Annotated in this window: 22 protein-coding genes; 5 read left to right on the top strand and 17 right to left on the bottom strand. The window is 62.1% G+C overall.

Going from position 1 to position 22,605, the window contains the following annotated elements; translation table 11 throughout:
* Window positions 1-57 precede the first annotated feature (57 nt).
* The 6 genes from serA to ABIC03_RS27515 form a co-directional block, all read right to left on the bottom strand.
* Window positions 58-1,302: a phosphoglycerate dehydrogenase gene (serA, locus tag ABIC03_RS27540; protein ID WP_354062702.1), complete on the bottom strand. Its 1,245-nt coding sequence runs from the start codon at window positions 1,300-1,302 to the stop codon at window positions 58-60.
* Window positions 1,303-1,401: 99 nt separating this feature from the next.
* The gene (locus ABIC03_RS27535) at window positions 1,402-2,634 is read right to left on the bottom strand and encodes a rhodanese-like domain-containing protein (RefSeq protein ID WP_354062700.1); all 1,233 of its coding nucleotides are present in this window, start codon (window positions 2,632-2,634) and stop codon (window positions 1,402-1,404) included.
* A gap of 175 nt (window positions 2,635-2,809) precedes the next feature.
* Window positions 2,810-4,099, bottom strand: a complete 1,290-nt coding sequence (locus ABIC03_RS27530) for a DUF1963 domain-containing protein (protein WP_354062698.1) — start codon at window positions 4,097-4,099, stop codon at window positions 2,810-2,812.
* Between the two features lie 137 nt (window positions 4,100-4,236).
* Window positions 4,237-5,430 carry a PepSY-associated TM helix domain-containing protein gene (locus tag ABIC03_RS27525; protein WP_354062696.1) on the bottom strand — a complete coding sequence of 398 codons (1,194 nt, stop codon included), beginning with the start codon at window positions 5,428-5,430 and terminating at the stop codon, window positions 4,237-4,239.
* A 63-nt stretch (window positions 5,431-5,493) separates the two neighbouring features.
* Window positions 5,494-7,818, bottom strand: coding sequence for a TonB-dependent siderophore receptor (locus ABIC03_RS27520; protein ID WP_354062694.1), 2,325 nt, complete (start codon window positions 7,816-7,818; stop codon window positions 5,494-5,496).
* Between the two features lie 205 nt (window positions 7,819-8,023).
* Window positions 8,024-8,908 (bottom strand): dihydrodipicolinate synthase family protein, encoded by an 885-nt coding sequence (locus ABIC03_RS27515; protein ID WP_354062692.1) that lies wholly within the window; start codon window positions 8,906-8,908, stop codon window positions 8,024-8,026.
* Window positions 8,909-9,088: 180 nt separating this feature from the next.
* Here ABIC03_RS27515 and ABIC03_RS27510 point away from each other — a divergent pair, with 180 nt between their 5' ends.
* Together ABIC03_RS27510 and ABIC03_RS27505 are read left to right on the top strand one after the other, a co-directional pair.
* Entirely contained in the window at window positions 9,089-10,501 is a 1,413-nt protein-coding gene (locus tag ABIC03_RS27510; protein WP_354062690.1) for an FAD-binding oxidoreductase, read from the top strand.
* An 8-nt stretch (window positions 10,502-10,509) separates the two neighbouring features.
* On the top strand, window positions 10,510-11,175 hold the full coding sequence (locus tag ABIC03_RS27505) for a GntR family transcriptional regulator (RefSeq protein ID WP_354062688.1): 666 nt from the start codon (window positions 10,510-10,512) through the stop codon (window positions 11,173-11,175).
* A 6-nt stretch (window positions 11,176-11,181) separates the two neighbouring features.
* Here ABIC03_RS27505 and ABIC03_RS27500 read toward each other — a convergent pair whose 3' ends face one another.
* Both ABIC03_RS27500 and ABIC03_RS27495 read right to left on the bottom strand, forming a co-directional pair.
* Window positions 11,182-11,346 carry a hypothetical protein gene (locus ABIC03_RS27500; protein ID WP_275174072.1) on the bottom strand — a complete coding sequence of 55 codons (165 nt, stop codon included), beginning with the start codon at window positions 11,344-11,346 and terminating at the stop codon, window positions 11,182-11,184.
* A gap of 150 nt (window positions 11,347-11,496) precedes the next feature.
* Window positions 11,497-11,682, bottom strand: a complete 186-nt coding sequence (locus tag ABIC03_RS27495) for a hypothetical protein (protein ID WP_275174073.1) — start codon at window positions 11,680-11,682, stop codon at window positions 11,497-11,499.
* A gap of 193 nt (window positions 11,683-11,875) precedes the next feature.
* Between ABIC03_RS27495 and ABIC03_RS27490 the strand changes: the two genes are divergently transcribed.
* Window positions 11,876-13,897, top strand: coding sequence for a YgiQ family radical SAM protein (locus ABIC03_RS27490; protein ID WP_354062685.1), 2,022 nt, complete (start codon window positions 11,876-11,878; stop codon window positions 13,895-13,897).
* Between the two features lie 609 nt (window positions 13,898-14,506).
* Here the strand turns inward: ABIC03_RS27490 and ABIC03_RS27485 are convergent.
* On the bottom strand, window positions 14,507-15,157 hold the full coding sequence (locus tag ABIC03_RS27485) for a GDSL-type esterase/lipase family protein (protein WP_354062683.1): 651 nt from the start codon (window positions 15,155-15,157) through the stop codon (window positions 14,507-14,509).
* A gap of 290 nt (window positions 15,158-15,447) precedes the next feature.
* Between ABIC03_RS27485 and ABIC03_RS27480 the strand changes: the two genes are divergently transcribed.
* Window positions 15,448-15,891, top strand: coding sequence for a DoxX family protein (locus ABIC03_RS27480; protein ID WP_275174078.1), 444 nt, complete (start codon window positions 15,448-15,450; stop codon window positions 15,889-15,891).
* A gap of 8 nt (window positions 15,892-15,899) precedes the next feature.
* Here ABIC03_RS27480 and ABIC03_RS27475 read toward each other — a convergent pair whose 3' ends face one another.
* From ABIC03_RS27475 to ABIC03_RS27440, 8 genes are all read right to left on the bottom strand, one after another.
* Window positions 15,900-16,073, bottom strand: coding sequence for a hypothetical protein (locus ABIC03_RS27475; RefSeq protein ID WP_275174080.1), 174 nt, complete (start codon window positions 16,071-16,073; stop codon window positions 15,900-15,902).
* Window positions 16,074-16,184: 111 nt separating this feature from the next.
* Entirely contained in the window at window positions 16,185-16,520 is a 336-nt protein-coding gene (locus ABIC03_RS27470; protein WP_354062681.1) for a GYD domain-containing protein, read from the bottom strand.
* A gap of 294 nt (window positions 16,521-16,814) precedes the next feature.
* Window positions 16,815-17,093, bottom strand: a complete 279-nt coding sequence (locus ABIC03_RS27465; RefSeq protein ID WP_354062679.1) for a hypothetical protein — start codon at window positions 17,091-17,093, stop codon at window positions 16,815-16,817.
* A complete protein-coding gene (locus ABIC03_RS27460; RefSeq protein WP_275174085.1) occupies window positions 17,093-17,575 on the bottom strand; it encodes an SAM-dependent methyltransferase in 483 nt (160 codons plus the stop codon). The genes ABIC03_RS27465 and ABIC03_RS27460 overlap by 1 nt, the downstream gene beginning before the upstream one ends.
* Window positions 17,576-17,892: 317 nt before the next feature.
* A complete protein-coding gene (locus ABIC03_RS27455) occupies window positions 17,893-19,059 on the bottom strand; it encodes an FAD-dependent monooxygenase (RefSeq protein WP_354062676.1) in 1,167 nt (388 codons plus the stop codon).
* Between the two features lie 27 nt (window positions 19,060-19,086).
* Window positions 19,087-20,133 carry a Bug family tripartite tricarboxylate transporter substrate binding protein gene (locus ABIC03_RS27450; protein WP_354062674.1) on the bottom strand — a complete coding sequence of 349 codons (1,047 nt, stop codon included), beginning with the start codon at window positions 20,131-20,133 and terminating at the stop codon, window positions 19,087-19,089.
* Between the two features lie 615 nt (window positions 20,134-20,748).
* Window positions 20,749-21,279 (bottom strand): DUF2380 domain-containing protein, encoded by a 531-nt coding sequence (locus ABIC03_RS27445; RefSeq protein ID WP_275174089.1) that lies wholly within the window; start codon window positions 21,277-21,279, stop codon window positions 20,749-20,751.
* A gap of 199 nt (window positions 21,280-21,478) precedes the next feature.
* Window positions 21,479-22,141, bottom strand: a complete 663-nt coding sequence (locus ABIC03_RS27440) for a phytochelatin synthase family protein (protein ID WP_009859446.1) — start codon at window positions 22,139-22,141, stop codon at window positions 21,479-21,481.
* A 242-nt stretch (window positions 22,142-22,383) separates the two neighbouring features.
* Between ABIC03_RS27440 and ABIC03_RS27435 the strand changes: the two genes are divergently transcribed.
* Window positions 22,384-22,599 carry a dodecin family protein gene (locus ABIC03_RS27435; RefSeq protein WP_009859447.1) on the top strand — a complete coding sequence of 72 codons (216 nt, stop codon included), beginning with the start codon at window positions 22,384-22,386 and terminating at the stop codon, window positions 22,597-22,599.
* Window positions 22,600-22,605: the final 6 nt, after the last annotated feature.

Raw genomic sequence — 22,605 nt, 5'->3', positions numbered from 1 at the left:
TGTTCGTTCTGCCAGGAGGCCGCATTCAAGGCGACCTGCGACCGCCCGTCAATGACGCTAGTGCTCGAACACCAGCCGCGCGCCGACGGTGCCCTCGAGACTGCGGATCTGCTGCAGCAGCGCGCCTGAATCCTGGCCGCCGAGGTCGGCGTCGAGCACGACGTAACCGAGGTCGCCGGAGGTCTCCAGATATTGCGCGGCGATATTGATGTCGCGCTGGAGGAAGACCTCGTTCAGTCGGCGCAGCATGCCGGGCACGTTGCGATGGACGTGGCTGAAGCGCGCGCCGGAGGGACGCAGATGCAACTGCACCTCCGGAAAATTCACCGCCCCCGTGGTCGAGCCGGTGATGAAAAAGTCGACCAGCTTGCGCGCCACCTCGCCGCCGATGCGCTCCTGCGCCTCCTCGGTCGAGCCGCCGATATGCGGGGTGAGAATGACGTTGCCGAGGCCCTGGACCGGGCTCTTGAAGCGGTCCGAATTCGAGGAAGGCTCGACCGGAAACACGTCGATGGCGGCACCCGCGAGATGGCCGTCGCGCAGAGCTCCCGCCAGTGCATCGAGATCGACGACGGTGCCGCGGCTGTTGTTGATCAGGAGGGAGCCGGGCTTCATCGCCCGCAGCTCTTTCTCGCCGATCATCCCGGATGTCTCCGGCGTCTCCGGCACGTGCAGGCTGACGACGTCGCTCTGCGCCAGCAGCTCTTCCAGCTTCTCGACCGGCTCGGTGTTGCCGTGGCGGAGCTTGTCGGTGCGGTCGAAATAGATCACGCGCATGCCGATCGCCTCGGCCAGCGTCGAGAGCTGCGAGCCGATATTGCCGTAGCCGATGATGCCGAGGGTGCGGCCGCGCACCTCGCGACTGCCGGTCGCCGACTTGTCCCAGCCGCCCTCATGGGCCGACACCGAGCGCGGAAAGATGCGCCGCAGCAGCATCACGATCTCGCCGATCACGAGCTCGGCGACGCTGCGCGTGTTGGAGAACGGCGCGTTGAACACCGGAATGCCGCGCTTACGCGCCGCCAGCAGATCGACCTGGTTGGTGCCGACGCTGAAGCAGCCAACGGAGAGAAGCTGGTCGGCCGCCTCCAGCACCTCATCGGTAATCTGGGTGCGCGAGCGGATGCCGAGCAATGACACGCCCTTGAGCGCCCGCCGCAAATCCTCGCCGTCCAGCGCCTTGGTCAGGCGCTCGACATTGGTGAAACCCGCGGTTCTGAACAGGTCCACGGCGCTGTCGTTGACGCCTTCGAGCAGCAGCGCCTTCGCGTTCCGCTCAGGGCTTTGGCCTGGGGCTGGCATGAAATCTCCGTGGGTCACAGCTTCGCCGCAGCTCATAGACCGCGGGGGATGCGCAGCACAATAGGGTTCGGATACGGGGAGAAGATGGCGGGGCGGTCGTCAGATCACGTAAAACCCGTGCGTTCCGTCCAGACGCAATTGGTCGACCAAGCCGTATTCCCAGTCGAGATAGGCCTGCATCGCGCGCTCGTCGACGCCGGTGCCTTCATAGGGGCGACGGTAGCGGTGGGCGGGGTTGGGCCTGGGCAGGACGTGCGGCGGGCCGACTTCGAGCGCGCCGTCATAGCCGCCTTCCCGCACATAGACCTCCCAACCCATCTGCGCGAGCCAGGACGCCGTCATGTCGGCGCGGACGCCCTTGTCGTCGGTCAGCACGATGCGCGCGCCACGCACCGGTGCGGCCATGTCGGTTTCCTGCACGAGCTGGCCGCCGGGATAGTGGCGGAAGCCCGGGAGATGGCCGGCGGCATATTCCTCGGCGTCACGCACATCGAAGCGATAGAGCGTGCGATCGGTCTGCGCGACAAGCGCAGCCATCTCGCTCGCGCCGATGTGGCGCACACCGGCGCGATAGGCGACGTCGCGGGCATTGGCCGGGCCGCCCTCGAACGACCCGATCGCACCACGCCGGTCGGCACCATGGTCGAGCGTATGCCGCGCCAGCGTCCAGCCGATGGTGCCGTTGCGCAGCGCCCGGACCTTGTTCGGCACGCCGGCATTGATCAGCGATTGGGTGCCGATGATCGAGCGGGTGCGGCCGGCGCAATTGACGATGATGGTGGTGTCGGCGTGGGGCGCCGCCTGCCCTGCCCGCAGCACCAGCTCCGCGCCGGGCACGCTGACCGAGCCCGGAATGTTCATGGTGGCGTATTCGTCGAAGCGGCGGACATCGAGGATGGCGATGTTGGCCTTGTCCGCGATGAGTTGTACCACCTCGTCGGCACTGAACGAGGGCGTGTGCCGGCGCGACTCGACCAGCTCGCCAAAGGCTTTTGAGTAGGAGTTGACGTCCTCGAAGATTTGATAGCCCGCGTCGCGCCAGGCCTTCAGCCCGCCGTCGAGCGCGCAGATGTTCGTGTAGCCCAGAGCCGCGAGGCGCTCGGCGCCGGCAGTGACCAGTTCTTCGCCATCGTCATAGAGCGCGATCGGCACATCTTTGCGCTGCAGCCTGACCTCGGCTTCGATCGCAATCCGATCGGCGGCCAAATTGGCGGCGAACAGCGGATGTCCCGTCGCGAAGCCAGCCTCGTGCCTGAGATCGAGCAGCGCGATCTCCTCGCGCAACAGCAACGCGCGGCGGATATCGGCGGGGGTGACGGTCGGAAGCTTCATGGCATGAACTCTGGGAAGTGACCATGAGCTTTTGAACCATTGTTGCGGCATTGGCTAGCCATGCCGCGTACATTCCAATTCGGTAGCCCTTGTCAGACACATCTTGTTCGAGGAGGAAGATCCTACCCGCGAACGCCTCTCGACCCGGTCGCGAGTTCATCGCGTCGGCGTCACCTCAATCACATTCGTATGTAGCGACCACTTTCGCGAAGTCGAGCCGATCGAGAGCATCGCGGTCGATCCAGAAATGAAGCGTGCATCCGATGTTGGCGTGCCAGTCAAGAAACGCGAGATCACCTTGCATCTGGAGCAATAATATATCCTCTAAGTGCTGCTCCGTCGCATCTTGCGGGCCGCTGCCATATCCCAGCATCTGATGCAGGGCGGTGTTGAAATGGCGATATTGGCCATCTCTTAGGGTCGGGGCCTTCCAATGATTTCGACGCGCGAAATTCTTCAAATAGCTGAGAGGAACTTCGTCGAGAGCTTCGACGTTCTGCTCCGCCATGCATCGGATCGTATGATTGATGGCATTGCCGAGGTCCGACGCGATTGTGGACGAATACGTATAGACGTATTGTCGGATACTCTCGTAGGTGAGCACGACGTCGGTCCACCAAGCCCGAAAGATCGCTCTTGTGTCCGCATCCACGTTATCCATCGGCGTCAGCGCCCGACAGCGCTCGAGCCATCCGATTGCGCCAGCCCGAAGGCGCTTCAATTCCGCGACTCCGTCGTCGTTGAGCGGCTTGTAGGCGTATTTGGGTGTCAGGTCGCGAACGACGTGCGACAGCACAGACCGAACCACATGATTGATCAGGAGCCAGTTGAAAGGCCAATGATCGTCCTTCTCGTATTCGGACGCCATTCTGAATTGCAGAAAATCAGGTCCTCGCGGCTCACCGGGACCCAATGCCTTGCATAATTCCGCGATCATGAGTTCGCCTCCGACGGCGTCCTCGTGGAAATAGAAGTCCCGGAACACCTGGAAAGAAAGTGGATATTTGAATTCGACCTTGGAATGAAAATCGAGCGCCGGATCGAGCCATTTGACCTGGGCGTCACCACCGGTCCCCGCCAGCGGCATTAGATCGGACGGTGGCGCGCGGTCAGGATATGCGTCACCCGCAGCAGTACCGTAGAGAATGCGGCAAGGCGGACGTCCTTCGCCCACGAACACGGAGCTGCAGAAGAAATAGAGCGTGCCTCGTTTCGGCAGCGGCGACCAACCGGAGCCCGGGACTTCGGCCAGGTCGATCTGAGCGACGAAGGTGAGCGCGACGGTCTCCAAGGTTTGGTTCGCTCTGACCTCCGCCGTCGGCCACTCGAACTGCGGAGGCAGCCTGGGAAGCCCGCCGAAGAAACTTCGCGCTGGGTACGCGAGCGGCACCGGCAGGTCACTGCGTCTCACCAGTACGGCAGGCAGCGCGGTCTCTTCGATCTCGTCGCGTTCGGACAACGCCATCAGATAACCACCACTTTAGGATGCACCTCGCCAATCGAACCATTTTACGAAGGCTCCGACAAGTGCTTCTTGTCCGCAGCGCCAACGCGATTCGTTGTCACTGTTATTCGGCGATCGCCGAACGGCAGTCGACGCGATCACTCGCCCGGCATGAGCCGGCCGAGCGGTGGCTGCGCCGGCCGCCGCAGCTTGCGGCGCGACACGTAAAGCAGGACGCCGGTGACCGCGAACAGCGGCATGAGCGCCGCGGCCACCATGAACGCGAGCTTGCCGGGCCAACCCAGAATCGCGCCGCGGTGGATGTCGAGCACGTTCGCGATGATCTTCTCGCCGAACGTCTTGTCGGCGTAGCGTTCCGCGGAGACCAGCTGACCGGTGACGGCGTCGATGCGGAATTCGTCGCGCGTGGTATCGAGCGTGGAGTCTTTCCCCCATGAGCGGATCCGTATCACCGTGCCCGGACCGGCGGGCAGCGTCAGCAACGCCTTGGAGAAGCGGCTGCCCTCTTCGTGCAGGAAGGCGGTCCACGCGCGATCAAAGCCGATCGGCTGTGCCGTCTCGCTCGCGCCGGCGGCACGCGACGCCTTTGCAGGCATCTTGGGCTGCATCTTAGCGGCGGCGACTTGCGGCCGCGACAGCAGCCAGACGACTCCGTCCTTGTACCAGTCGAACGAGTACCAGAGCCCGGTGAGCGTCATCACCAGATAGACCGGCAGGACCCAGGTGCCGATCACCGCATGCAGCGAGCGATGCAACCCGCGCCCGCTGAGCCCGAGATTTGGCTTCAGCCACATCTTCACGCTGCCTGCACGCCGCGGCCAGCGCAGCACGAGACCCGAAACCAGCATCACGATGAGGCCGAGCGCCGCGATGCCCGTGATCTGCCGTCCCCAGCCCTTGGCGTCGCCGGGAATCAACAGCCAGCGATGCAGCTTGCGCACGGTCGCGAAAAACTCTTCGCCGCGCGGCGCGCCCAGCACGCGCGCGTCGTAGGGATCAACATAGAGCGAGGACGGCCGCGCGCCCTGTTCGTCGCGGGCGAAGCGCACATGCGCCGCGGCGGACGGGTCGCTCGCCAGCGTGACGGCGGAAACCTTGCCGACATTCTGCCCCGCGGTCAGGCGCGCAACCAGCTCGTCCGGCATCAGCGCCGCTGCCTGGCGCGGCGCAACCTGCATGATGCCGCTGTTCAGATAGTCGCCGATCTCGTCCTCGAAACTCATGATCATACCGGACAGCGCGATCACAGCGAGCAGCAAAGCGAGCACGAGGCCCGCGATGGAATGGACCTGAAGCAGGGTCGCCTTGATCGCGCGCCAGGGGTCACGCATTGGCACGGGCCTTCCCGCTCGGCGCGGTCATCAGGCGGGCGTCCCTGCGCGACATGCCCATCGCTAAAACTTCACCGTCGCCGACAGCGACACCCGCCGCGCGTCGCCGATGGCGACGTTCAAATTATTGACGGCGGAGGGATAGTAGACGGTGTCGAACAGGTTCTTGACGTTGAACTGGTAGATCACCGGCGTGTTCTGGTGTTTTGTCTCATACGTCGCGAAAATATCGGCGACCACATAGGACGGCAGGAAGAAGGAGTTGATCGAATCGCCGGGGCGGTCCCCAACATAGCGCGCGCCGCCGCCGAGACGGAGTTGGCCCGGCAAGGCCGCACCGAAATCATAGACCAGATAGAGCGAGGCGGTGTTCAAGGCGACGTTTTGCAGCTTCTTGCCGAGCAACGTCAAATCCTCGGATGCCGTCACGCGGGCGTCGGTGTAGCCATAACTGCCGATCAAGGCCCAGCTGTCGGTGAGCCTGCCGGTGACATCCAACTCGACGCCGCGCGAGTGGGCACGGCCAACAGTGTGGAGTTCCACTACGTTCGCGCTGTTCGTCTTCGTCGTCTGCACGTTCTTCTTGTCGAGATCGTAGAGCGCCAGCGTTCCGGAGATACGCTTGTTTAAATCGAACTTCACTCCGGTCTCGTATGACACGCCTTCTTCCGGGGCGACATTGGAGCCGATCATGACGCCGATCGGCGCAATGGTCGAATTCGGCTTCAGCGATTCGGTGTAGCTCGCATAGAGAGAGATCTGGTCGGTCAGCTTGAAAATGGCGCCGCCGAGCGGGAGCACCTTGTCCTGGGACACATTGGTGTTGGTGACGAACGGCTTCCCGCGCCCGGCGATCTGGTCGTAATCCATGTACCGCACGCCGCCGACCAACGCGAACCGCTCTGTCAGATGCAGCGTGTCCTGGACGAACATCGACCACTGGCCAAGCTTGTCGGTCTGCGCACTGTCTGGATTGGACACCGTCGTTCCCGGTCCGATCAGACCGTAAACGGGATTGTAGACATTGAAGGCGGGAGTTACCTGCCGGATCAGATTGTCCCGGTAGATGGTGCGGTACTGGCCGTCGCCGCCGAACACCACATCATTGCGCATGTTGCCGAGCCAGAAGCCGCCGGAAATGTAGGACGTTCCGTAGCTGGCGTTGCTGAGCGAGCCCTGCGTGCCGTCGTTGCTGCGGGTCTCGGCGCCCTTCGTGAAGTTGAGCGTGGAGATGCGGAGCTGGTTGGCGCTGAAGGTTTCGGTGTTGTAGCTGTAGCCAGCGTAGAGCTTCCAGTCCTGATTGAAGCGGTGCTCGACCGACGCCTGGATCAGGTCCGACGTACCCCATGTGTTATTGAATGGCTCGTCGAGCCGGCGCGTCGTGGGCACCGCCAGCGGCGCCTTCGTCACCGGATTGAACGCCGTGCCGCGATCGAACGGATAGATGAACTCGCGATGCTCGTAGTTGAGCTGCACCGTGGTGTCCTGACCGTACCAGGCCAGCGACGGCGCAACCAGCATCTCGCGATGACGGCCGAAATTGCGCCAGTAATCCTCGCTGACGCCGTAGCCGATGAAGCGATAGGCGAGGCCCTGGTCACCAATCGGACCGGTGATGTCGAGCAAGCCGTCAGCGCCGGTTCTCGAGGCATTGAAGGCCGAGCCGAGCAGCGTGACCGAGCCATGCTGGTACAGCTCCGGCCGCTTGCTGATAGTGTTGACGATGCCCCCGGGGTCCATGATGCCGTAGAGCAGCGAGGCCGGTCCTTTCAGCACTTCGACGCTCTCGACTGCGGGATTGAAGCTGCGCCCCTGCACCAGCGGCATGCCGTTGCGCATGATCGAGCCGTCGCGGTTGTCGCCGAAGCCGCGGCGGATCACTGCGTCCTGGCTGCCGGCGAGCGTGTTGGTCTGGGTGATGCCGCTGACGTTGATCAGCGCGTCGTCGATGTTGCGCGGGAGCTGGTCCTTCAGCACCTGCGCGGGTACGACGTTGACGGCCTGCGACGTGTCGAGCGGCGAGGCGCCGCTGCGCAACGTGGTCGCGCTCGGTATCGCCCGGTAGCCGAGCTTGGCGGCCTGTTGCGCGGCGGCTTCCGCGGCGGCGCGTTCCGAGAGCGTCGGCGCTGCGGGGGCTGGATTGCGATTGCGCTGGCGCGCTGCGGCTTGCGTACGGCGTGGAGACTGCTCCGATGCACGCGCCGCTTTCGGCCGCGGTGCCGGCGCCTCCACCGTCACCGGCGGCAGTGCGGATTGGGCCTGCGCGGTCGCCGAGCTGGAGAGAAATTCGGCGAGCAGCACGGCCGCGCCGATGAGAAGACCCGCGCGGCTATCGCCGGCAAGCGTTCGACGGCCGCTGACGCGCTGGCCGTCCAGATAGACACGCACTTTCGATTCACTTCCAGGTCAGACGCAGAAGCTGGCGCGTCTAACAGCCGCTGTACGTGAAGAGAACCGCAAGCGTCCTTGAATCGCTCTAGTGTTGAATGGTTCTAGATTCCGATCGCGCTATTCGGCAATCCTCGATTGATTGCGCAGCGAGCGCGACACGCAACGCGCGAATTCACAGCACCTGTCGCGGTTTTGCGCAATCTCACGCGATGGCGGGAGCCATCAGTTCGTCGAGCTTCCGCTTCAGCGCGGTGCCGTCGGACAAGGCCCGGAGCGGCGGCCGCACGCGCAGCCAGCTCGCATCGCCCGTCTGTGCCGCGAGGATGGCTTTCAGCGTCGTGAGGAAGGATGGCGATTTCACCACGATGTCCACGGCAGCCTGCATTCGTGCTTCGACATCCTTGCCGTCGATCATTGCCTTGACCAGCTCCGGCGCGATGTTGGCCATGCCGCAGATGGTGCCGGCACCGCCGGCGGCGATCGCGCGGGTGATGTCAACCTCGTTGCCGACAGTGATGGCGAGCTCGGGCGCGGCGGCGCGGAACGCCTGGAACTGCTTGAAGTCGCCGCTGGAGTCTTTCAGGCCCGCGACCAGCTTGCCGTAGCGCTTGCGCAAATTCGCGGCGACGCTCGCCGGGATCGCGACACCCGAGATCTGCGGGATATGATAGAGGTAGGCACGCAGGCGATCGTCGGCGACGCCGTCGAGGATCGCCGCAAACGCATCCTCGATGCCTTCAGGGGTGACGCTGCGGTCGAAGTAAGGCGGCAGATACAGCACGTGTCGCAGGCCGAGGCCGAGCACGGCACGCGTCAATGCGATGCTGTCGCTGATCGCGGGGAAGCCGCCGCCGATTCCAATTCGGTCCGGCGCAACGCCGGCCTCGAGCACGGCCTCGATGGTCGCGACGCGTTCGGTGACATTGAAGGAGGTGCCCTCGCCGGTGGTGCCGAACAGCACGACACCGTCGACGCCCTTGCCGAAGAGTTGCTTGGCGTGGGCCGCGAGCTTGGCGGAGTCCACGCTACCGTCGGCGGCAAGCGGCGTCGCCGACGCCACCCAGAACCCGCGAATCGCCTCCGTCATCACACCATCCGTTGCTGTGGCTTCGGACCAAGCCCCTGATCTCGGACGATCTGAGGAGGGCTTCCCGAGGCGTTGTTTTCGCTTTACATTTCGCGTTGTACCTTACATACAACAAAGGCGCAAATCCTTTCCGTCGTCATGGCGCGCATGACACGCAGCCAGATTCCGAGGAGGTCTCGCATGAACATGGTGACCCCCATTGAACGGCCGACCCAGTTGCTTGGCGCCTTGCGCGACAAGCTCGGCGCGGCAGCCGTGCTTGTTGGCACCGACGTGCCCGCACGCAATTGCAACGACTGGAGCGCGAGCCTGCCGCAAACGCCGCTCGCGGTGATCCGCCCGGTCGACGCGCAAGGCGTGGCAGACGCGATTCTGACCTGCCGGCAGGCGCAGCTGCCGTTCGTGCCGCAGGGCGGATTGACCGGGCTGTGCCGCGGCGCATCACCTGAAGCAGGCTGGGTCGCGATCTCGCTGGAGCGCTTGAGCGGCATCGAGGAGATCGATCACGCCTCGATGACGATGACGGTGAAAGCAGGCACGCCGCTTCAGACGATCCAGCAGGCGGCCGACGAAGCCGGATTCTTCTTCCCGCTCGATCTCGGCTCGCGCGGATCCTGCGCGATCGGCGGCAACCTCTCGACCAATGCCGGCGGCAACCGCGTGATCCGCTACGGCATGACGCGCGAGCTGGTGCTCGGGATCGAAGTGGTGCTGCCCGACGGCACCATCATCACCAGCCTCAACAAGCTGATGAAGAACAATGCCGGCTATGATCTGAAGCATCTGTTCATCGGCTCGGAAGGCACGCTCGGCATCATCACCCGCGTGGTGCTGCGGCTGTTTCCAAAACCGCGCTCGACCATGGCCGCGCTTTGCGCGCTCGAGGACTATGCCGCGGTGATTGCGCTGCTCGGCGCCGCGCGAAGCGGGCTCGGCCCGCTGCTGTCGGCGTTCGAGGTGATGTGGCCGGATTACTGGGACGTGATCACGACTCGCGCCGGCGTCAAGCCGCCGGTCGCCGCAGGCCACGGCCTCTACGTGCTGGTCGAAGCGCAGGGCACCGACGAGAGCCTCGACGCGCCGCGCTTCCAAAGCTGGCTCGAAGAGCTGATGGAGCGCGGGCTGCTCGCCGACGCCGCCGTGGCGCAATCGCTGGCGCAGACGCAGGCGTTCTGGCGCGTGCGCGACATCTGCGCCGAGTTCGGCCAGGTGCTGGGGCCGCACATCTCCTACGACATCGGCTTGGCCGTGGCGCGGATGGACGAGTTCGTCACGCACTGCAAGTCCGCGCTGGCTGATGGCATCGAGGGCTGCGAGAGCGTCTATTACGGCCATATCGGCGACGGCAATCTGCATCTCGTCTCCTGGGTGACCGGCCTTGCCGTCGAGCTGCAGCCGAAGGAAGAGATGGATGCGATCATCTACGGCCTCGTGCGCGAGATGTGCGGCAGCGTCTCCGCCGAGCACGGCATCGGCACGCTGAAGAAGAAGTGGCTAGGTCATGCCCGCAGCGAGGCCGAGATCGCGCTGATGCGGACGCTGAAGGCCGCGCTCGATCCCGATCATCTGCTCAACCCCGGCAAGGTGATCTGAGAGAGCCGATGCGATCGCTGAAGCTCGATGCACCGAAATCGCTGTCGCAGCGGGTGATGCAGCGGCTGCGCCAGGCCATCATCGACGGCGAGTTCGCGCTCGGCGCCGCGATCTCCGAGGAGATGGTGGCAAACTCCTTCGGCGTCAGCCGCACCCCGGTGCGCGAGGCGATGGGCCAGCTGCAGGCGCAGGGCCTCGTTGTGATCCGGCCGCAGGTCGGCAGTTTTGTCTTTACGCCAAGCGCGGACGACATCACCGCGCTCTGCACGTTCAGGATCGCGCTCGAACCCAAGGCTGCCGAACTCGCCTTCCATCATGATCGCGCCGGTGCGATCACGACGATGAGCGAGGCGATCGCGGCGATGGAGCCGGCGATCGCGGCCAGGGACAACATCGCCTATGGCCGCGCCGATGCCGCGTTCCACGAGGCGCTGTTCGCCCATTGCGGCAACCGCTATCTCGCCGAATCCTATCAGCTCGCATCCAGTCGCGTCGCAGCACTCCGTACCAATTTGACTTCGCCGATCGACGTGCGCACCCGCACGTCCTTCGACGAGCATCGCAAGCTGCTCGATCTGTTCGCGCGCGGCGAGTTCGCCGGCTTCGCGACGCTGATGACCACGCACATCACCAATTCTGGCGTGGTCTACGCCAAAGCGCTGAAGGTGGATTGAGCGCTGCTACCGCGCGCCTTTCGTGCCGGGCCTGTCCAGAAAATCCAGCGCGGTGTTGATCTGTTCGAGCTGGTGCTCGATCCTGTCGCGGTCCTCGACCGTGGGCGCCTTCTCGAGCTGCTCGACGAGCTTCTGCTTTCGGAGCAGCAAGTTCTCTATGACTGTACTCACGGCTCCCCCATCCGCCCGAGGCGAATATCGAGGCAATATCAGGCCGGACGCGCACGCGCCAGCCGGGTCCGGCGCTAACCCTGCATCAGAATGTTCGCGAGGGCAGTTGGTTCCTGCGTGTGACGCGAGAACGTGGATCAGCTGGCGCGCCTAATGGGTCGAGCCTACGCGCGCGAGTTGCACCGGTGCGACGTGGGTACGGGTGACCGAGACCGAGAACAGCGCCAGCAGCGCGCACAGCATGCACAGCCTCATCCGCACCGTCCTGCGATCGGTGATCGGCAGGAACAGGAAAAACATCATCGCCAGGATCAGCAGCATGTCGACCACAAACATCGATCTCTCCCTTGAAACGAGGCAGAGCATGACGCGGGATAGGCTGGGCGGTATGTGGACGGCCTCACACAGCTGATGGCGGCGCTCGCGAACGGTTAACGTGTCCGCACGCCCGGGCTGCCGCCCACGGAACCGGATCTTTCACGTGCCCGTCGGTTGTATTCGCCGTCCCGGAGTCCTATGCGTATGCGCCATGGACATCCAGATCATCGCCGCCGAAAAACCCCTGATGGCGCAGGCGCGCCCGCGCAAGCCGGCGCCGTTCCTCCCGATGAGCCGGGCCGAGATGGATGCGCTCGGCTGGGACGCCTGCGACATCGTGCTGGTGACGGGCGATGCCTATGTCGACCATCCCAGCTTTGGCATGGCCATCATCGGCCGCCTGCTGGAGGCGCAGGGCTTTCGCGTCGGCATCATCTCGCAGCCGGACTGGCATTCGGCCGAGCCGTTCAAGGCACTGGGCAAGCCAAAAGTCTTCTTCGGCGTCACCGGCGGCAACATGGACTCGATGGTGAACCGCTACACCGCGGACCGCCGTATACGCAGCGACGATGCCTATACCGCGGGCGGCGAAGGCGGCAAGCGGCCGGACCGCTGCACCGTCGTCTACGCCCAGCGTTGCCGCGAGGCGTTCAAGGGCGTCCCGGTCGTGCTCGGCGGCATCGAGGCGTCGCTGCGCCGGATCGCGCATTACGATTACTGGTCCGACAAGGTGCGCCGCTCGGTGCTGGCCGACGCCAAGGCGGACCTCTTGCTTTACGGCAATGCCGAGCGCGCCGTCGTCGAAGTGGCGAACCGTCTTGCCGCCGGCGAGGCACCGCGCGAGCTCGACGACATCAGGGGCGTCGCGCTGTTCCGCCGCGTGCCTGAGGACTATGTCGAGCTGCACGCCGACGATATCGACTCCGCCGACGAGGGCGCTTCGCGGACGAAAGGCTTGACCGTGATCCGGCTGCCGGCGCTGGAGCAGGTCGAGCAGGACAAGGAAGCCTATGCGCGCGCGTCACGCGTGCTGCATCGTGAGAGCAATCCCGGCAATGCGCGGCCGCTGGTGCAGCGCCACGGCGATCGCGATCTCTGGCTCAACCCGCCGCCGATCCCGCTGACCAGCGAGGAGATGGACGCGGTCTACGATCTTCCCTACGCGCGCGCCCCGCATCCGTCCTACGGGGACGCGAAGATCCCGGCGTGGGACATGATCAAATTCTCGGTGACGATCATGCGCGGCTGTTTCGGCGGCTGCACCTTCTGCTCGATCACCGAGCACGAGGGCCGCATCATCCAGAACCGCTCCGAGGGCTCGATCCTGCGCGAGATCGAGAAGATCCGCGACAAGACGCCCGGCTTCACCGGCGTCATCTCCGACATCGGCGGCCCCACCGCCAACATGTACCGGATGGCGTGCAAGGACCCGAAGGTCGAGGCGGCGTGCCGGCGACCGTCCTGCGTTTTCCCCGAGATCTGCCCGAACCTCAATACCTCGCATGACGATCTGATCCGGCTCTATCGCAAGGTGCGCGAGACCAAGGGCATCAAGAAGGTGATGGTGGCCTCCGGCGTACGCTACGACCTCGCGGTCGAGAGCCCCGAATACATCAAGGAGCTCGTCACCCATCACGTCGGCGGCTATCTGAAGATCGCGCCCGAACATACCGAGCGCGGGCCGCTCGACAAGATGATGAAGCCCGGCATCGGCGCCTACAACCAGTTCAAGCGGATGTTCGATGCCGCGGCCGAACAGGCCGGCAAGAAATACTACCTGATCCCGTATTTCATCGCGGCACATCCGGGCACGACCGACGAGGACATGATGAACCTCGCGCTGTGGCTGAAGAAGAACCGCTATCGCGCGGATCAGGTGCAGACCTTCCTGCCCTCGCCGATGGCGACCGCGACGGCGATGTACCACACCGGCGTCAACCCGCTGCGCGGCGTGCGGCGCGGCGGCAGCGACAAGGTCGAGGCGATCAAGGGCCTGCGCCAGCGCCGCCTGCACAAGGCGTTCCTGCGCTACCACGACCCCGACAATTGGCCGGTGCTGCGTGAAGCGCTGAAGGAGATGGGCCGCGCCGATCTGATCGGCCCGCGCCCCGACCAGTTGGTCCCCGCGCACCAGCCGCCCGGCACCGGCAAGGCCGCCGGCACGCGGCGACCGGTTCGTCCCGGCGACAAGACGCAGCGGTTCACGACCAAGGGCCTGCGGGTGATGAGGTAGCGGACGAGCCCGGATCAGGTCCGGTTCAGCCTGCGGCTTTCGAGCTGCCCAAAACAAAAAACCTCGAAAACAACCCCATGCACAGTAGCCGGCATGAGCGGGATCAATGGCTTAGGTGCTTTGCGAATCCGTTGAATCTGCCGGGGGAGATAACGGAAAAACGCAAATTAGGTTTTTACGAAATATTGACTCGTCGGGCAAAACAGGCGCAAGATGCCATTGTCGCGGCACGCGTGACAGGGCGAGCCCCAACCGCTACTCCGTATCGATATCCTCGAGATCGATATCCTCGAGCTCCACACCGCGTCCCGCGCGCAGGCTCGAAGCGACCCGTCCCCGACTGAATCCATTCAACACAGCAGGCATCGGTACGCGCCCTGATGCGCTGGGGAGCGTAGTCGTAAACCCGATCGCGGGGCAGGCGGTGTCCGCTCTGTCCGCGAAACCGGACATGGCCAGTCCGGCTTTGTGAGTCAGCTACGGGCCACAAGCGGTCCTCCTCCGTCTGCGCGCGGCAGGTCAGCTGCGGGCCAATGGCGGAAGTGACTCGACGCCAATGACCGCGTCGACGACGATGATGGTTGCGAGCTATCGGCCCGTATTTATGGGTCAATGGACTCTGTGACGTGCTTGATCGATCAGCGCCTCGGCCTTCGGCAATATGCGCGCAACAACGGCTTCGGTCCCCGCCGCGTTTGGCTTGAAGTCGCCGATCTCTCTAAGCGAAGGATCGCTTACAAACGCGCCATCAAATGCAGGGTAGAATAGCACATCGTACTCGCTGGCAAGGCCGGAGAACATTGTTGCAAAGGCACTCTTGTGTTCGTCATCCAGGTCGGTGTGAGGCGCTGCTCCGCAAAGAAGCACGGCGATCCGCCACGCTTTTAGGTTTTCAATGATTGCCGCCAGGGACTTGCGCGTGATGATTGGCTCGACGGCAAAGAGCATATCAATCGCACCGAGTTCCAAGATCACCGCATCGGCATCCTCGGGAACCGCGTGACTCAATCTGGCAAGGCCCCTTGCTGCTGTGTCATTGCCCTTGCTTGCATCAACAACCGTGACCGACTGACCTTTGGCCTTCAATGCAAATTCAAGTCTGTCGGAGAACCTGCGCCCAACGGGCAGATAGTAGCCGGAAGCCAGAACATCGCCGAGTACGACGATTTTGATTACCCGTTCTTCGGAATGCAGGGCTGTTGGTGGGACCCAAGTGGCAGCAGCCACTCCGGCCAAGATGATGAACTCGCGCCGTCCCATTGCCGACCCTCTGGTCAGACACGCATTCTATTCGCATGGACAGATTGGTGGAAGAGGCTGATGTCGTATTCGGGTCACAAGCGGTCCTTCACCGGCTGCGCGCGGCAGGTCAGCTACGGGCCAGGAGCAGGCATTTGGGCCAAAGCCACTCCCGAAAAGGGCGGACGATGAAGGAGGCATCGTTTGCAGCGCGCCGAAGGTGAAGCGCTTCATACGGCCCCCCTAATCCTGATAGATTGCTAACAAGAGTTTTTCAGCCGCGTTAGATAACAAGGGTGGAGGCTTTACCGATGAAATTCAATTCTCTGTCCCTGGCCCTTGATGAATTCGCCAAAAAGAGAGCTGATGCCCTGATCTTGGTTGGTCGCATTCTACTTGCGTGGGTATTCGTTGGTAGCGCGTACGGAGCAATAACCAACTTCAGTGGCTCTGTCGGCTATTCTAAGTCGCTGAACCTTCCAGCACCTGAGCTGTTCACTCTGACGAATATCGCATTGGAGACATTGATATCCATTGGTTTGATATTGGGCGTCGGTACGCGCTACTGCGCGGTGCTGACCTTTGTCTTCGTGCTGGTCGCAACTGCTATTGCCCACCGCTACTGGGAGTATCCGGCCGGTGCGCAGCAAATTGGCCAGTACAATCATTTCTTGAAGAATATCTCCATCATGGGAGGCGCGATGCTAATCTTCGTCACCGGAGCAGGCCGGTTTAGTTTCTGTCGGAAACTGTAGGCCCGACATCACTTCACCTTCACCTTGAAAGATTCATCGCGCAGTCGGCGCATGCGCTTGAATAGCGGTTCTAGCGCCGTCCTGAGGATGACGAAGAGAAGCATCAGCCACGTCGCGAGCGCGGCAAACCACAGCAGGATTTCCAATGTCTCAGGCATGATGATCTCAAATGTCTCAGGCATGATGGCCTCAAAAAATATTTTGGCGGGCATCAGTTGGCGGCAGACCGCCAAACTGCCGCCGACGTTGAATTCAACTGGTCGACTTCAGGCCGCGGTATTGGCCGTTTGTCTTCAATTGCCCGGCGGGGAGTACTCCCCCCGGAGCTGGCTTGCAGTTTGACGGACCTTGGCAATTTCGTCCTGTGTCCAAAGCCTGATGAGGCTTACGTTATGAATGGCGCCGGATGCCACGACGGTGCCAGAAATTGCCGGTGCTGCAGTGGGGTCAGGCACATCGAAGATTACCAAGACGCCCGGGCCTTCGGCAGCGGTGCTATACATTGATATCAATTTTCCGCCGGCGGCTTCGATGAGGTTCTTGGCCGCTTCGTACCGATTGGTCTTGGGATTTTCCATGATGCTGTTGAGAGATTTTGGTGTGTATTGCCCTGTCATACAAAAATGCATGATGACTTCCTCCTCTCGAGGAATGTTCGAAAATTAAGGGTTTGCTTCGGGCTCAACAAAAACGGGCGGCTAAAGCCGCGTTGAGCGAAAGACCATAGACCCTGCCGTGGGCAAATACCGCTCAGAATGGACAGGCGTTCGGCACCACCCGCTGGCGGCTGGATGTTTAGCCTATATCAATTATTGCTCGTGCGGAAGAGATTCTGATGGTCATCAATTAGCGCGACCACCCGATGGGCCAGGAAGCGACATATGCAGCGCAACAAATCACATCTACATTGAGAAGCTTAGGACCTACTTCGTCGCAACGATTCTTATGCCGCCTAGTTTGCGCTGTTGAACGAGTTCGACAAATCTAATGTACGATTCATGAAATGTGTCGTGTTCAAGCGGTGTTCCGGCCTGTCGCGCTTCTTCGTGCAAGCGTTGATACATCGCGAGGTGATCCTTGAGGATTGGGCCCCATTCGTCGGTCAAGTCTGTGACCGAAAGCACCTTGAGGCCAGTGCCCTCGACCAGGCGACAATAGTCAGGAATCGAGCGGAGCGGCTGAATTGCCATCGCGTCCCACATCAGTTGCGCATCTGCGGCTGAAAGCGGTTGGTTGGCGACCCAATCGGTAAAGGCCAATCGACCGACGCCTTGAGAATACGGCTGGCTTCCATCACGGTCCTTTTCACATCAGGGACGTGACAGAATGATTCTTGGCTGACGACGGCGTCGACGCTCGCGTCACCAGTGGAACGTTCATCACGTTGCCCGATGATTCGCGCCACGTCCTGAAGGCCGACGCGCCTGGTCAGATCCTGCGCGCCTGCGACGCGCGCAGGCGTGAATTCGATACCAGTGACATTGGCTCCGTACTTATAGGCAAGATAACGCACGGTAACGCCAAGACCGGCGCAAAAGTCGGCAACGAGCGTTCCTGAGCCGATCTGAGCTGGCTGCGCCAGTTCGCCCGACAGGAATTTGGATCGAAGGAGACTGAAGCTTGGCTCTGATGCAATGGTGGAGGTCTGCAACGGGCCAAAAGCACCGGTTTGGCGCGGATGCAAACTTCTGATCTAACCCTGCAAAGCCGATATTCAGCACGATTTGAAGCAAGCGTTTAAGTGACCCAAAAGAGCGCTTCGCCTAATGGTTGTCCTCGTGGCGCGGCGGAATGCATGCAAACAGCGCGACGACGGATGAGACACTGTCATGAGATGGCCACTGGCGTATCCCAGGCGCGGTGTTTTCACCAGCCAGGGTCACAAGCGGTCATGGATCGGCTGCGCGGGCAGGTCAGCTATGGGCCATAAGCCGCGTTCTCAGAGAAGCTGACAGCGACGCTCGGCATCGCAGCCATCAGCGACGAGCCGGCAAATCTTGACTATGCGCGCTGGCCAATGGCGACGTTCTCGACATCATAATCGAACAGCCATCTGCGGAATGCGGCGGAGTTTGCAACTTCGCGATCGCGTTGTTCGAGGTCTTCATATTTAGAATCGAAACGCAGTCCGTTTTTTCGTGCCTCCGCCTGAATGACGTCAGTCCGGACACGGCGCATTTTTTCGTACTGCGGCAAGATGGCCGGCACCTCGACCGGATCTCGTCCCTCAAGAAGGACAGCCAGAGCGATGCCGTCTTCAATCGCCTGATTGCCGCCCTGCCCTAGATGCGGAAGCATGGCGTGGGCAGCGTCACCCAATAGCGCGAGCCGCCCATTGGTCCACGATTGCAGTGGCTTGCGGTCATACAAACCCCACCAAAAGCAGCTCTCCACCGCTTCCAGCAGTCTCACGACAGGTGCATCCCATCCGATGAAGGACGACGCAAGCTCGTCGCGGTCTCCGATGGCGGACCAGGATTCGGCCTTGGGGTCGGAGGTGGGGACGAACCCGACATAGTTCAGCAGCCGGCCAGCGCGCACTGGAAATACAATGAAGTGCTTTCCGTCCCCCATCCAAACCTGATGGGCCGCCTCCCGCCATCCCGGAAGTTTGTCGCTGGCAATCAAACCGCGATAGGAGCGGACGCCGGAATATTCCGGTAGTGTCGGCTCGACCACATACTTCTGTAAGGCAGAATGTATGCCGTCTGCAGCGATCACGACGTCGGCTTCGACGGTTTCCCCATTTGCGAATTTCAATCGCGCTGCGGCCGCGCTCTGCTCGAAGCCGATGCAGCGATAGCCGGTGCGGACGGCTTCTGCCGGAATGCTTGCCGCGAGCACATTCAGCAGATCGGCTCTGTGCATGCCGTACATGCCATTCCAGCCGCTGGAGTCGGTCGTGACGACAGAGCCGACCTTGGTACCGTCGGAGCGGCAGTATTGTGATGCATCGCCGATCTTGGCGCCGACCTTTGCCAGAGCCGGTCCCAGCCCCATTCGCTCGAGTTGCCGCAGCGCGTTCGGAAAGATCGACAGGCCGGCACCGATCTCGCCCAGCGCATCGGATTGCTCGAAAACCATGACGTCGATGCCCCTTCGACGCAGGGCGCATGCCGCGGAAAGACCGCCTATTCCTCCACCGACGATGGCGGCCCGAACCTTCATTTGAACCTCCGCGTTCCCGAGGCCGCACTACCTTGCGACATTTTTCAAATCGACGATGCGGCTGATCTGCTCGATGCGCTCTCGCTGCCGTTCGATGGCCGCGGAAAACTCATGAGACGTGCCGCCGAGCACTTGCGCGCCACTTGCTTCGATTCGAGAGCGGACCAAGGGATCGGCGGCCACCGCCTGCACGTCCGCAGAAATCCTGTCGCGCAAGGCCGGCGGCATGTCACGCCAGCCGAACAGACCTGCAAGACCCTCGATTTCCATTTCAGCAAAGCCGGATTCAGCGACGGTCGGCACGTCGGGCAAGCTTGGTTGGCGTTCAGGACTGGTGACGGCCAGTATCCGCGCGTTGCCGGCAAGGACAGGAGCTCTCACCGACAGCAGGGCGTGGGAAAGAATTTGGACCCGTCCCTCGCCAAAATCCGCCTGCTGGGCCGAGGCATCCCGATAAGGGATGTAGACCTGCTTGAGCCCGTGCCTCGCCAGCATTGCCGCGAAAACGAAGTGTGGCAGGCTCGGGCCCGAACTCCACGACAATTCACCCGGCTTCGCTCGGGCCAGTTCTGCCAGCTCCTGCAGCGAGCGCACCGCAAGGCGGTCGTGAACCGCGATGACCAGGATGGAACTAGCCGTCGAGGCGATCGGTAGCATGTCAAGGGACGGATCGTAGGGAAGCGAGTCCTGCAATAGCGGGCTCACGGTGACCATCGAGGCGGTCCCATAGAGAAGAGTGTGATCGTCCCTGGCGTTTGCAAACGCGCCGCCACCGACGACGGCATCGGCGCCGGGCCGGTTCTCGACCACGACGGGCTTGCCCCAGCGCCTGGTCAATCCGTCGGCATAGAAACGCGCGCTTACATCGTTCGCGGAGCCTGCGGCAAACGGTACAATGATTTTCACAGTGCGCACTGGCCAGGCGTCGTCTCCACGACAGGTGGACACAGTCGCCGAGGTGGCTCCGGCAAGAAGCATCGTGAGGCCGACGACGTTTCGAAGGTTTCGCAACCCCATTGGCTTCTCCTGACCGAGCCGTGAAGGAGAATTTCGAAAAGTGTCTTGAAAGGCCATGTTGCCACCATATGGATGGCACCGCGTTCGGAACTAGGCCGCTCCCACTAAACCATGGCCAGGGATCGCTGTCCTGAAATTATGATGAGGTTAGCCTGAAACTTCCGCTCCCCACGGAGCGGCTTGCGGTAAGATTAGATGTGAAGCTGATTTTCGGCCCTTGGATGCGGTCCCAAGATTGGGGGCGTGCTCCTACCCATCTGACGTCTCGCGAAACCCTGAAGCGAGGCTGTTGGCCAACGGCACCATCGTCCGCGTCGTGGCCCCGACGAAGCTGAGTGCCGCGCCGGGCCCTGGACGTTCTCGCCAATTCTGAAAGCTTGGCGGCTGGAAAGATCGGGAGGGCGCGCCCCTGACAAGCAGAAACTCAGGATTTGACCAGTGTACCTTGTGCAATGCTTCACCGCCTGGGGTTCTCGCGGCGAGTGCCTGCTTGCAGGAATAGCGGGTGAGCACGAGGTATGTTGATCGAAATCATTGATTGGTCCGAAGATCGGGTCACTTGCCCCCTAGTTCGGCGCACCCTCTGACAGCAGACATTCTCAAAGGTCGTCGGCAGGTCTGCAAAGGGCCAAAACCGGACTCACGGTGTCAGACACATGTATCGCGCGTAGTCTATTGCTGCGATCTGCTTTCAAGCAGCCGGTCGCGGACGTCCTCCGATACAAAACGCTCCGCCCGCTGCCATGCCTCGTCGTTGTCGCCGCGGAACTGGAAGTATTTCCTAAACACGATGCGCTGAGATTTTGCATCGATAGCAACAGTCTGCGCAAACTGCACCAGCGTGCTCATCTTATGGAAGCCGCCGATGATCAGGATCTGCGCGCCGGCCTGTGACGCAGCGCGCAGCCGATCGCGCAACATTGGTCCATCGGTCGGGCAATTTGAAGCGCAGGAGGACGGCACAAGTTTAAAACGGTGGTCCGCCGTGACATCGTCCCGCAGCGCGGTCATGAATGCCCGCAATCGCTTTTCATGTACGGCCGTCTGATCGGTGGGCTCGTTCGACGTGTCTCTATACTTGAAATCGTCGACGGAGACAGCCAAAGCGTGGCTGGCGGTCTCGGCGGATGCATCTGCGATGAGGCTGGTTCCCAGGAGCAGACCGGCTGTGGTAACAGCGTGCAGGATTGAGCTGTGGCGCATCGTGATGACTCGATCTCCTCGGCTAAGCCCATCTTAGAAGATCGATTCTTTCCGTCTCCTGTCGAAGAAATTAATCCTTGGTAACGCTACGCGGCCGCCCATCGCAGCGCGCGCTAACGTCTGCAGTGAGTCACAAGCGGTCCTCAGCCGCATGCACACGGCGGGTCGGCTGAGGGCCAAAAGGCGATCATGCGGGATATTACTCTATCAAGAGCAGCCCCCGCTTCTCGTCGCCGTCGAAGGTATTAACAGCGTCGAACAGCCGCTTCCGCTCGACGAGCCAGGGCTGGAAATCGAGATTGACATCGAGAACGAAAACGAGGTCCTCGGCTTCCAAATAGCCCCCGATTGGCGAATGGTGGCCACTCCCAGCACCGAAAATTTGAGCGCGATCGAAATTCACGATGTAGCGTCGCCCTGGATCGTTGGAGCGACGGAGATGCTCCAGAAACAGGGTCTCACTGAGTTCACGCAAGACTGTAACTTTCCGGCTGGTGTGGGACTGGGCGACTTTGGCCAGCTCGTCGAGCGTGAGACCCATGATGCATACGCCTGTCCAGCAGCTCCACGTGCGGGCCAATACCTTGCCCTCCGTCCTCGCCGCCTCGCCAAGAGACCGGTACGTATTCGCAACAGCGGCAGGTCCGCAGCGAGAGCCATTTGATTGCCAATCAACATGTCTTTGGAATGTGGCTGCCACGGGCAGGTGCCACGCACGCTCTATGAGTTCAGGCGTACGTGTTACCGATGAAGCTATGGCTTCTGATGGAACGTGCGATCGGCTGACCACCAGGGCCCCGGCCCACACCAGACCCACGGCGAGAACCATGCTGCTGATGCTGACGCGGTGCCATCGCTTCATCGGTCAGAACCTGCGGCAACGACGACATCGGCCGGCAAAATGATATTCAGTAGCCTACCGGCAGGAAGAAATTTCATGTGCGCGTCCGTTCGGGCTGAAAATGCGACCGCATCTCGACGGGGCGACCAAGCCTTCAGGAAAAGCGACAGCCAATCGGACCCTTTTCCGCGACATCGCCGACACGTTTCAGCGTCGCGATCCAGATGCTAGATTTCGGACCCTACCCCGAATAGGAGGACGACATGCCCGATAGCGTCTACAAGGTCATTGAGCTGGTCGGCACCAGCACCGACTCGTGGGAGAAGGCGGCTGCCAATGCGGTCGAGCAAGCCGCTAAATCCCTCCGGGATCTTCGCATTGCAGAGGTGGTCAAGCTCGATATGCAACTGGACGACAAGGGAAAAGTCGAGGCCTATCGCACCAAGCTCAACGTCTCGTTCAAGTTCGAAGGCACCTGAGCCTCA

The organism is Bradyrhizobium sp. RT6a (assembly GCF_040547675.1).
GTDB lineage: Bacteria > Pseudomonadota > Alphaproteobacteria > Rhizobiales > Xanthobacteraceae > Bradyrhizobium.
The sequence above is the reverse complement of the archived record's forward strand: the minus strand, read 5'-3'. Positions and strand labels throughout refer to the sequence as shown.

Excerpts from the sequence above, each read along its gene's own strand:
- serA (WP_354062702.1), bottom strand. The coding sequence starts at position 1,302 with ATGCCAGCCCCAGGCCAAAGCCCTGAGCGGAACGCGAAGGCGCTGCTG.
- ABIC03_RS27535 (WP_354062700.1), bottom strand. The coding sequence starts at position 2,634 with ATGAAGCTTCCGACCGTCACCCCCGCCGATATCCGCCGCGCGTTGCTG.
- ABIC03_RS27530 (WP_354062698.1), bottom strand. The coding sequence starts at position 4,099 with ATGGCGTTGTCCGAACGCGACGAGATCGAAGAGACCGCGCTGCCTGCC.
- ABIC03_RS27525 (WP_354062696.1), bottom strand. The coding sequence starts at position 5,430 with ATGCGTGACCCCTGGCGCGCGATCAAGGCGACCCTGCTTCAGGTCCAT.
- ABIC03_RS27515 (WP_354062692.1), bottom strand. The coding sequence starts at position 8,908 with ATGACGGAGGCGATTCGCGGGTTCTGGGTGGCGTCGGCGACGCCGCTT.
- ABIC03_RS27510 (WP_354062690.1), top strand. The coding sequence starts at position 9,089 with ATGAACATGGTGACCCCCATTGAACGGCCGACCCAGTTGCTTGGCGCC.
- ABIC03_RS27505 (WP_354062688.1), top strand. The coding sequence starts at position 10,510 with ATGCGATCGCTGAAGCTCGATGCACCGAAATCGCTGTCGCAGCGGGTG.
- ABIC03_RS27495 (WP_275174073.1), bottom strand. The coding sequence starts at position 11,682 with ATGTTTGTGGTCGACATGCTGCTGATCCTGGCGATGATGTTTTTCCTG.
- ABIC03_RS27490 (WP_354062685.1), top strand. The coding sequence starts at position 11,876 with ATGGACATCCAGATCATCGCCGCCGAAAAACCCCTGATGGCGCAGGCG.
- ABIC03_RS27485 (WP_354062683.1), bottom strand. The coding sequence starts at position 15,157 with ATGGGACGGCGCGAGTTCATCATCTTGGCCGGAGTGGCTGCTGCCACT.
- ABIC03_RS27480 (WP_275174078.1), top strand. The coding sequence starts at position 15,448 with ATGAAATTCAATTCTCTGTCCCTGGCCCTTGATGAATTCGCCAAAAAG.
- ABIC03_RS27475 (WP_275174080.1), bottom strand. The coding sequence starts at position 16,073 with ATGCCTGAGACATTTGAGATCATCATGCCTGAGACATTGGAAATCCTG.
- ABIC03_RS27470 (WP_354062681.1), bottom strand. The coding sequence starts at position 16,520 with ATGCATTTTTGTATGACAGGGCAATACACACCAAAATCTCTCAACAGC.
- ABIC03_RS27465 (WP_354062679.1), bottom strand. The coding sequence starts at position 17,093 with ATGTGGGACGCGATGGCAATTCAGCCGCTCCGCTCGATTCCTGACTAT.
- ABIC03_RS27455 (WP_354062676.1), bottom strand. The coding sequence starts at position 19,059 with ATGAAGGTTCGGGCCGCCATCGTCGGTGGAGGAATAGGCGGTCTTTCC.
- ABIC03_RS27450 (WP_354062674.1), bottom strand. The coding sequence starts at position 20,133 with ATGGCCTTTCAAGACACTTTTCGAAATTCTCCTTCACGGCTCGGTCAG.
- ABIC03_RS27445 (WP_275174089.1), bottom strand. The coding sequence starts at position 21,279 with ATGCGCCACAGCTCAATCCTGCACGCTGTTACCACAGCCGGTCTGCTC.
- ABIC03_RS27440 (WP_009859446.1), bottom strand. The coding sequence starts at position 22,141 with ATGAAGCGATGGCACCGCGTCAGCATCAGCAGCATGGTTCTCGCCGTG.
- ABIC03_RS27435 (WP_009859447.1), top strand. The coding sequence starts at position 22,384 with ATGCCCGATAGCGTCTACAAGGTCATTGAGCTGGTCGGCACCAGCACC.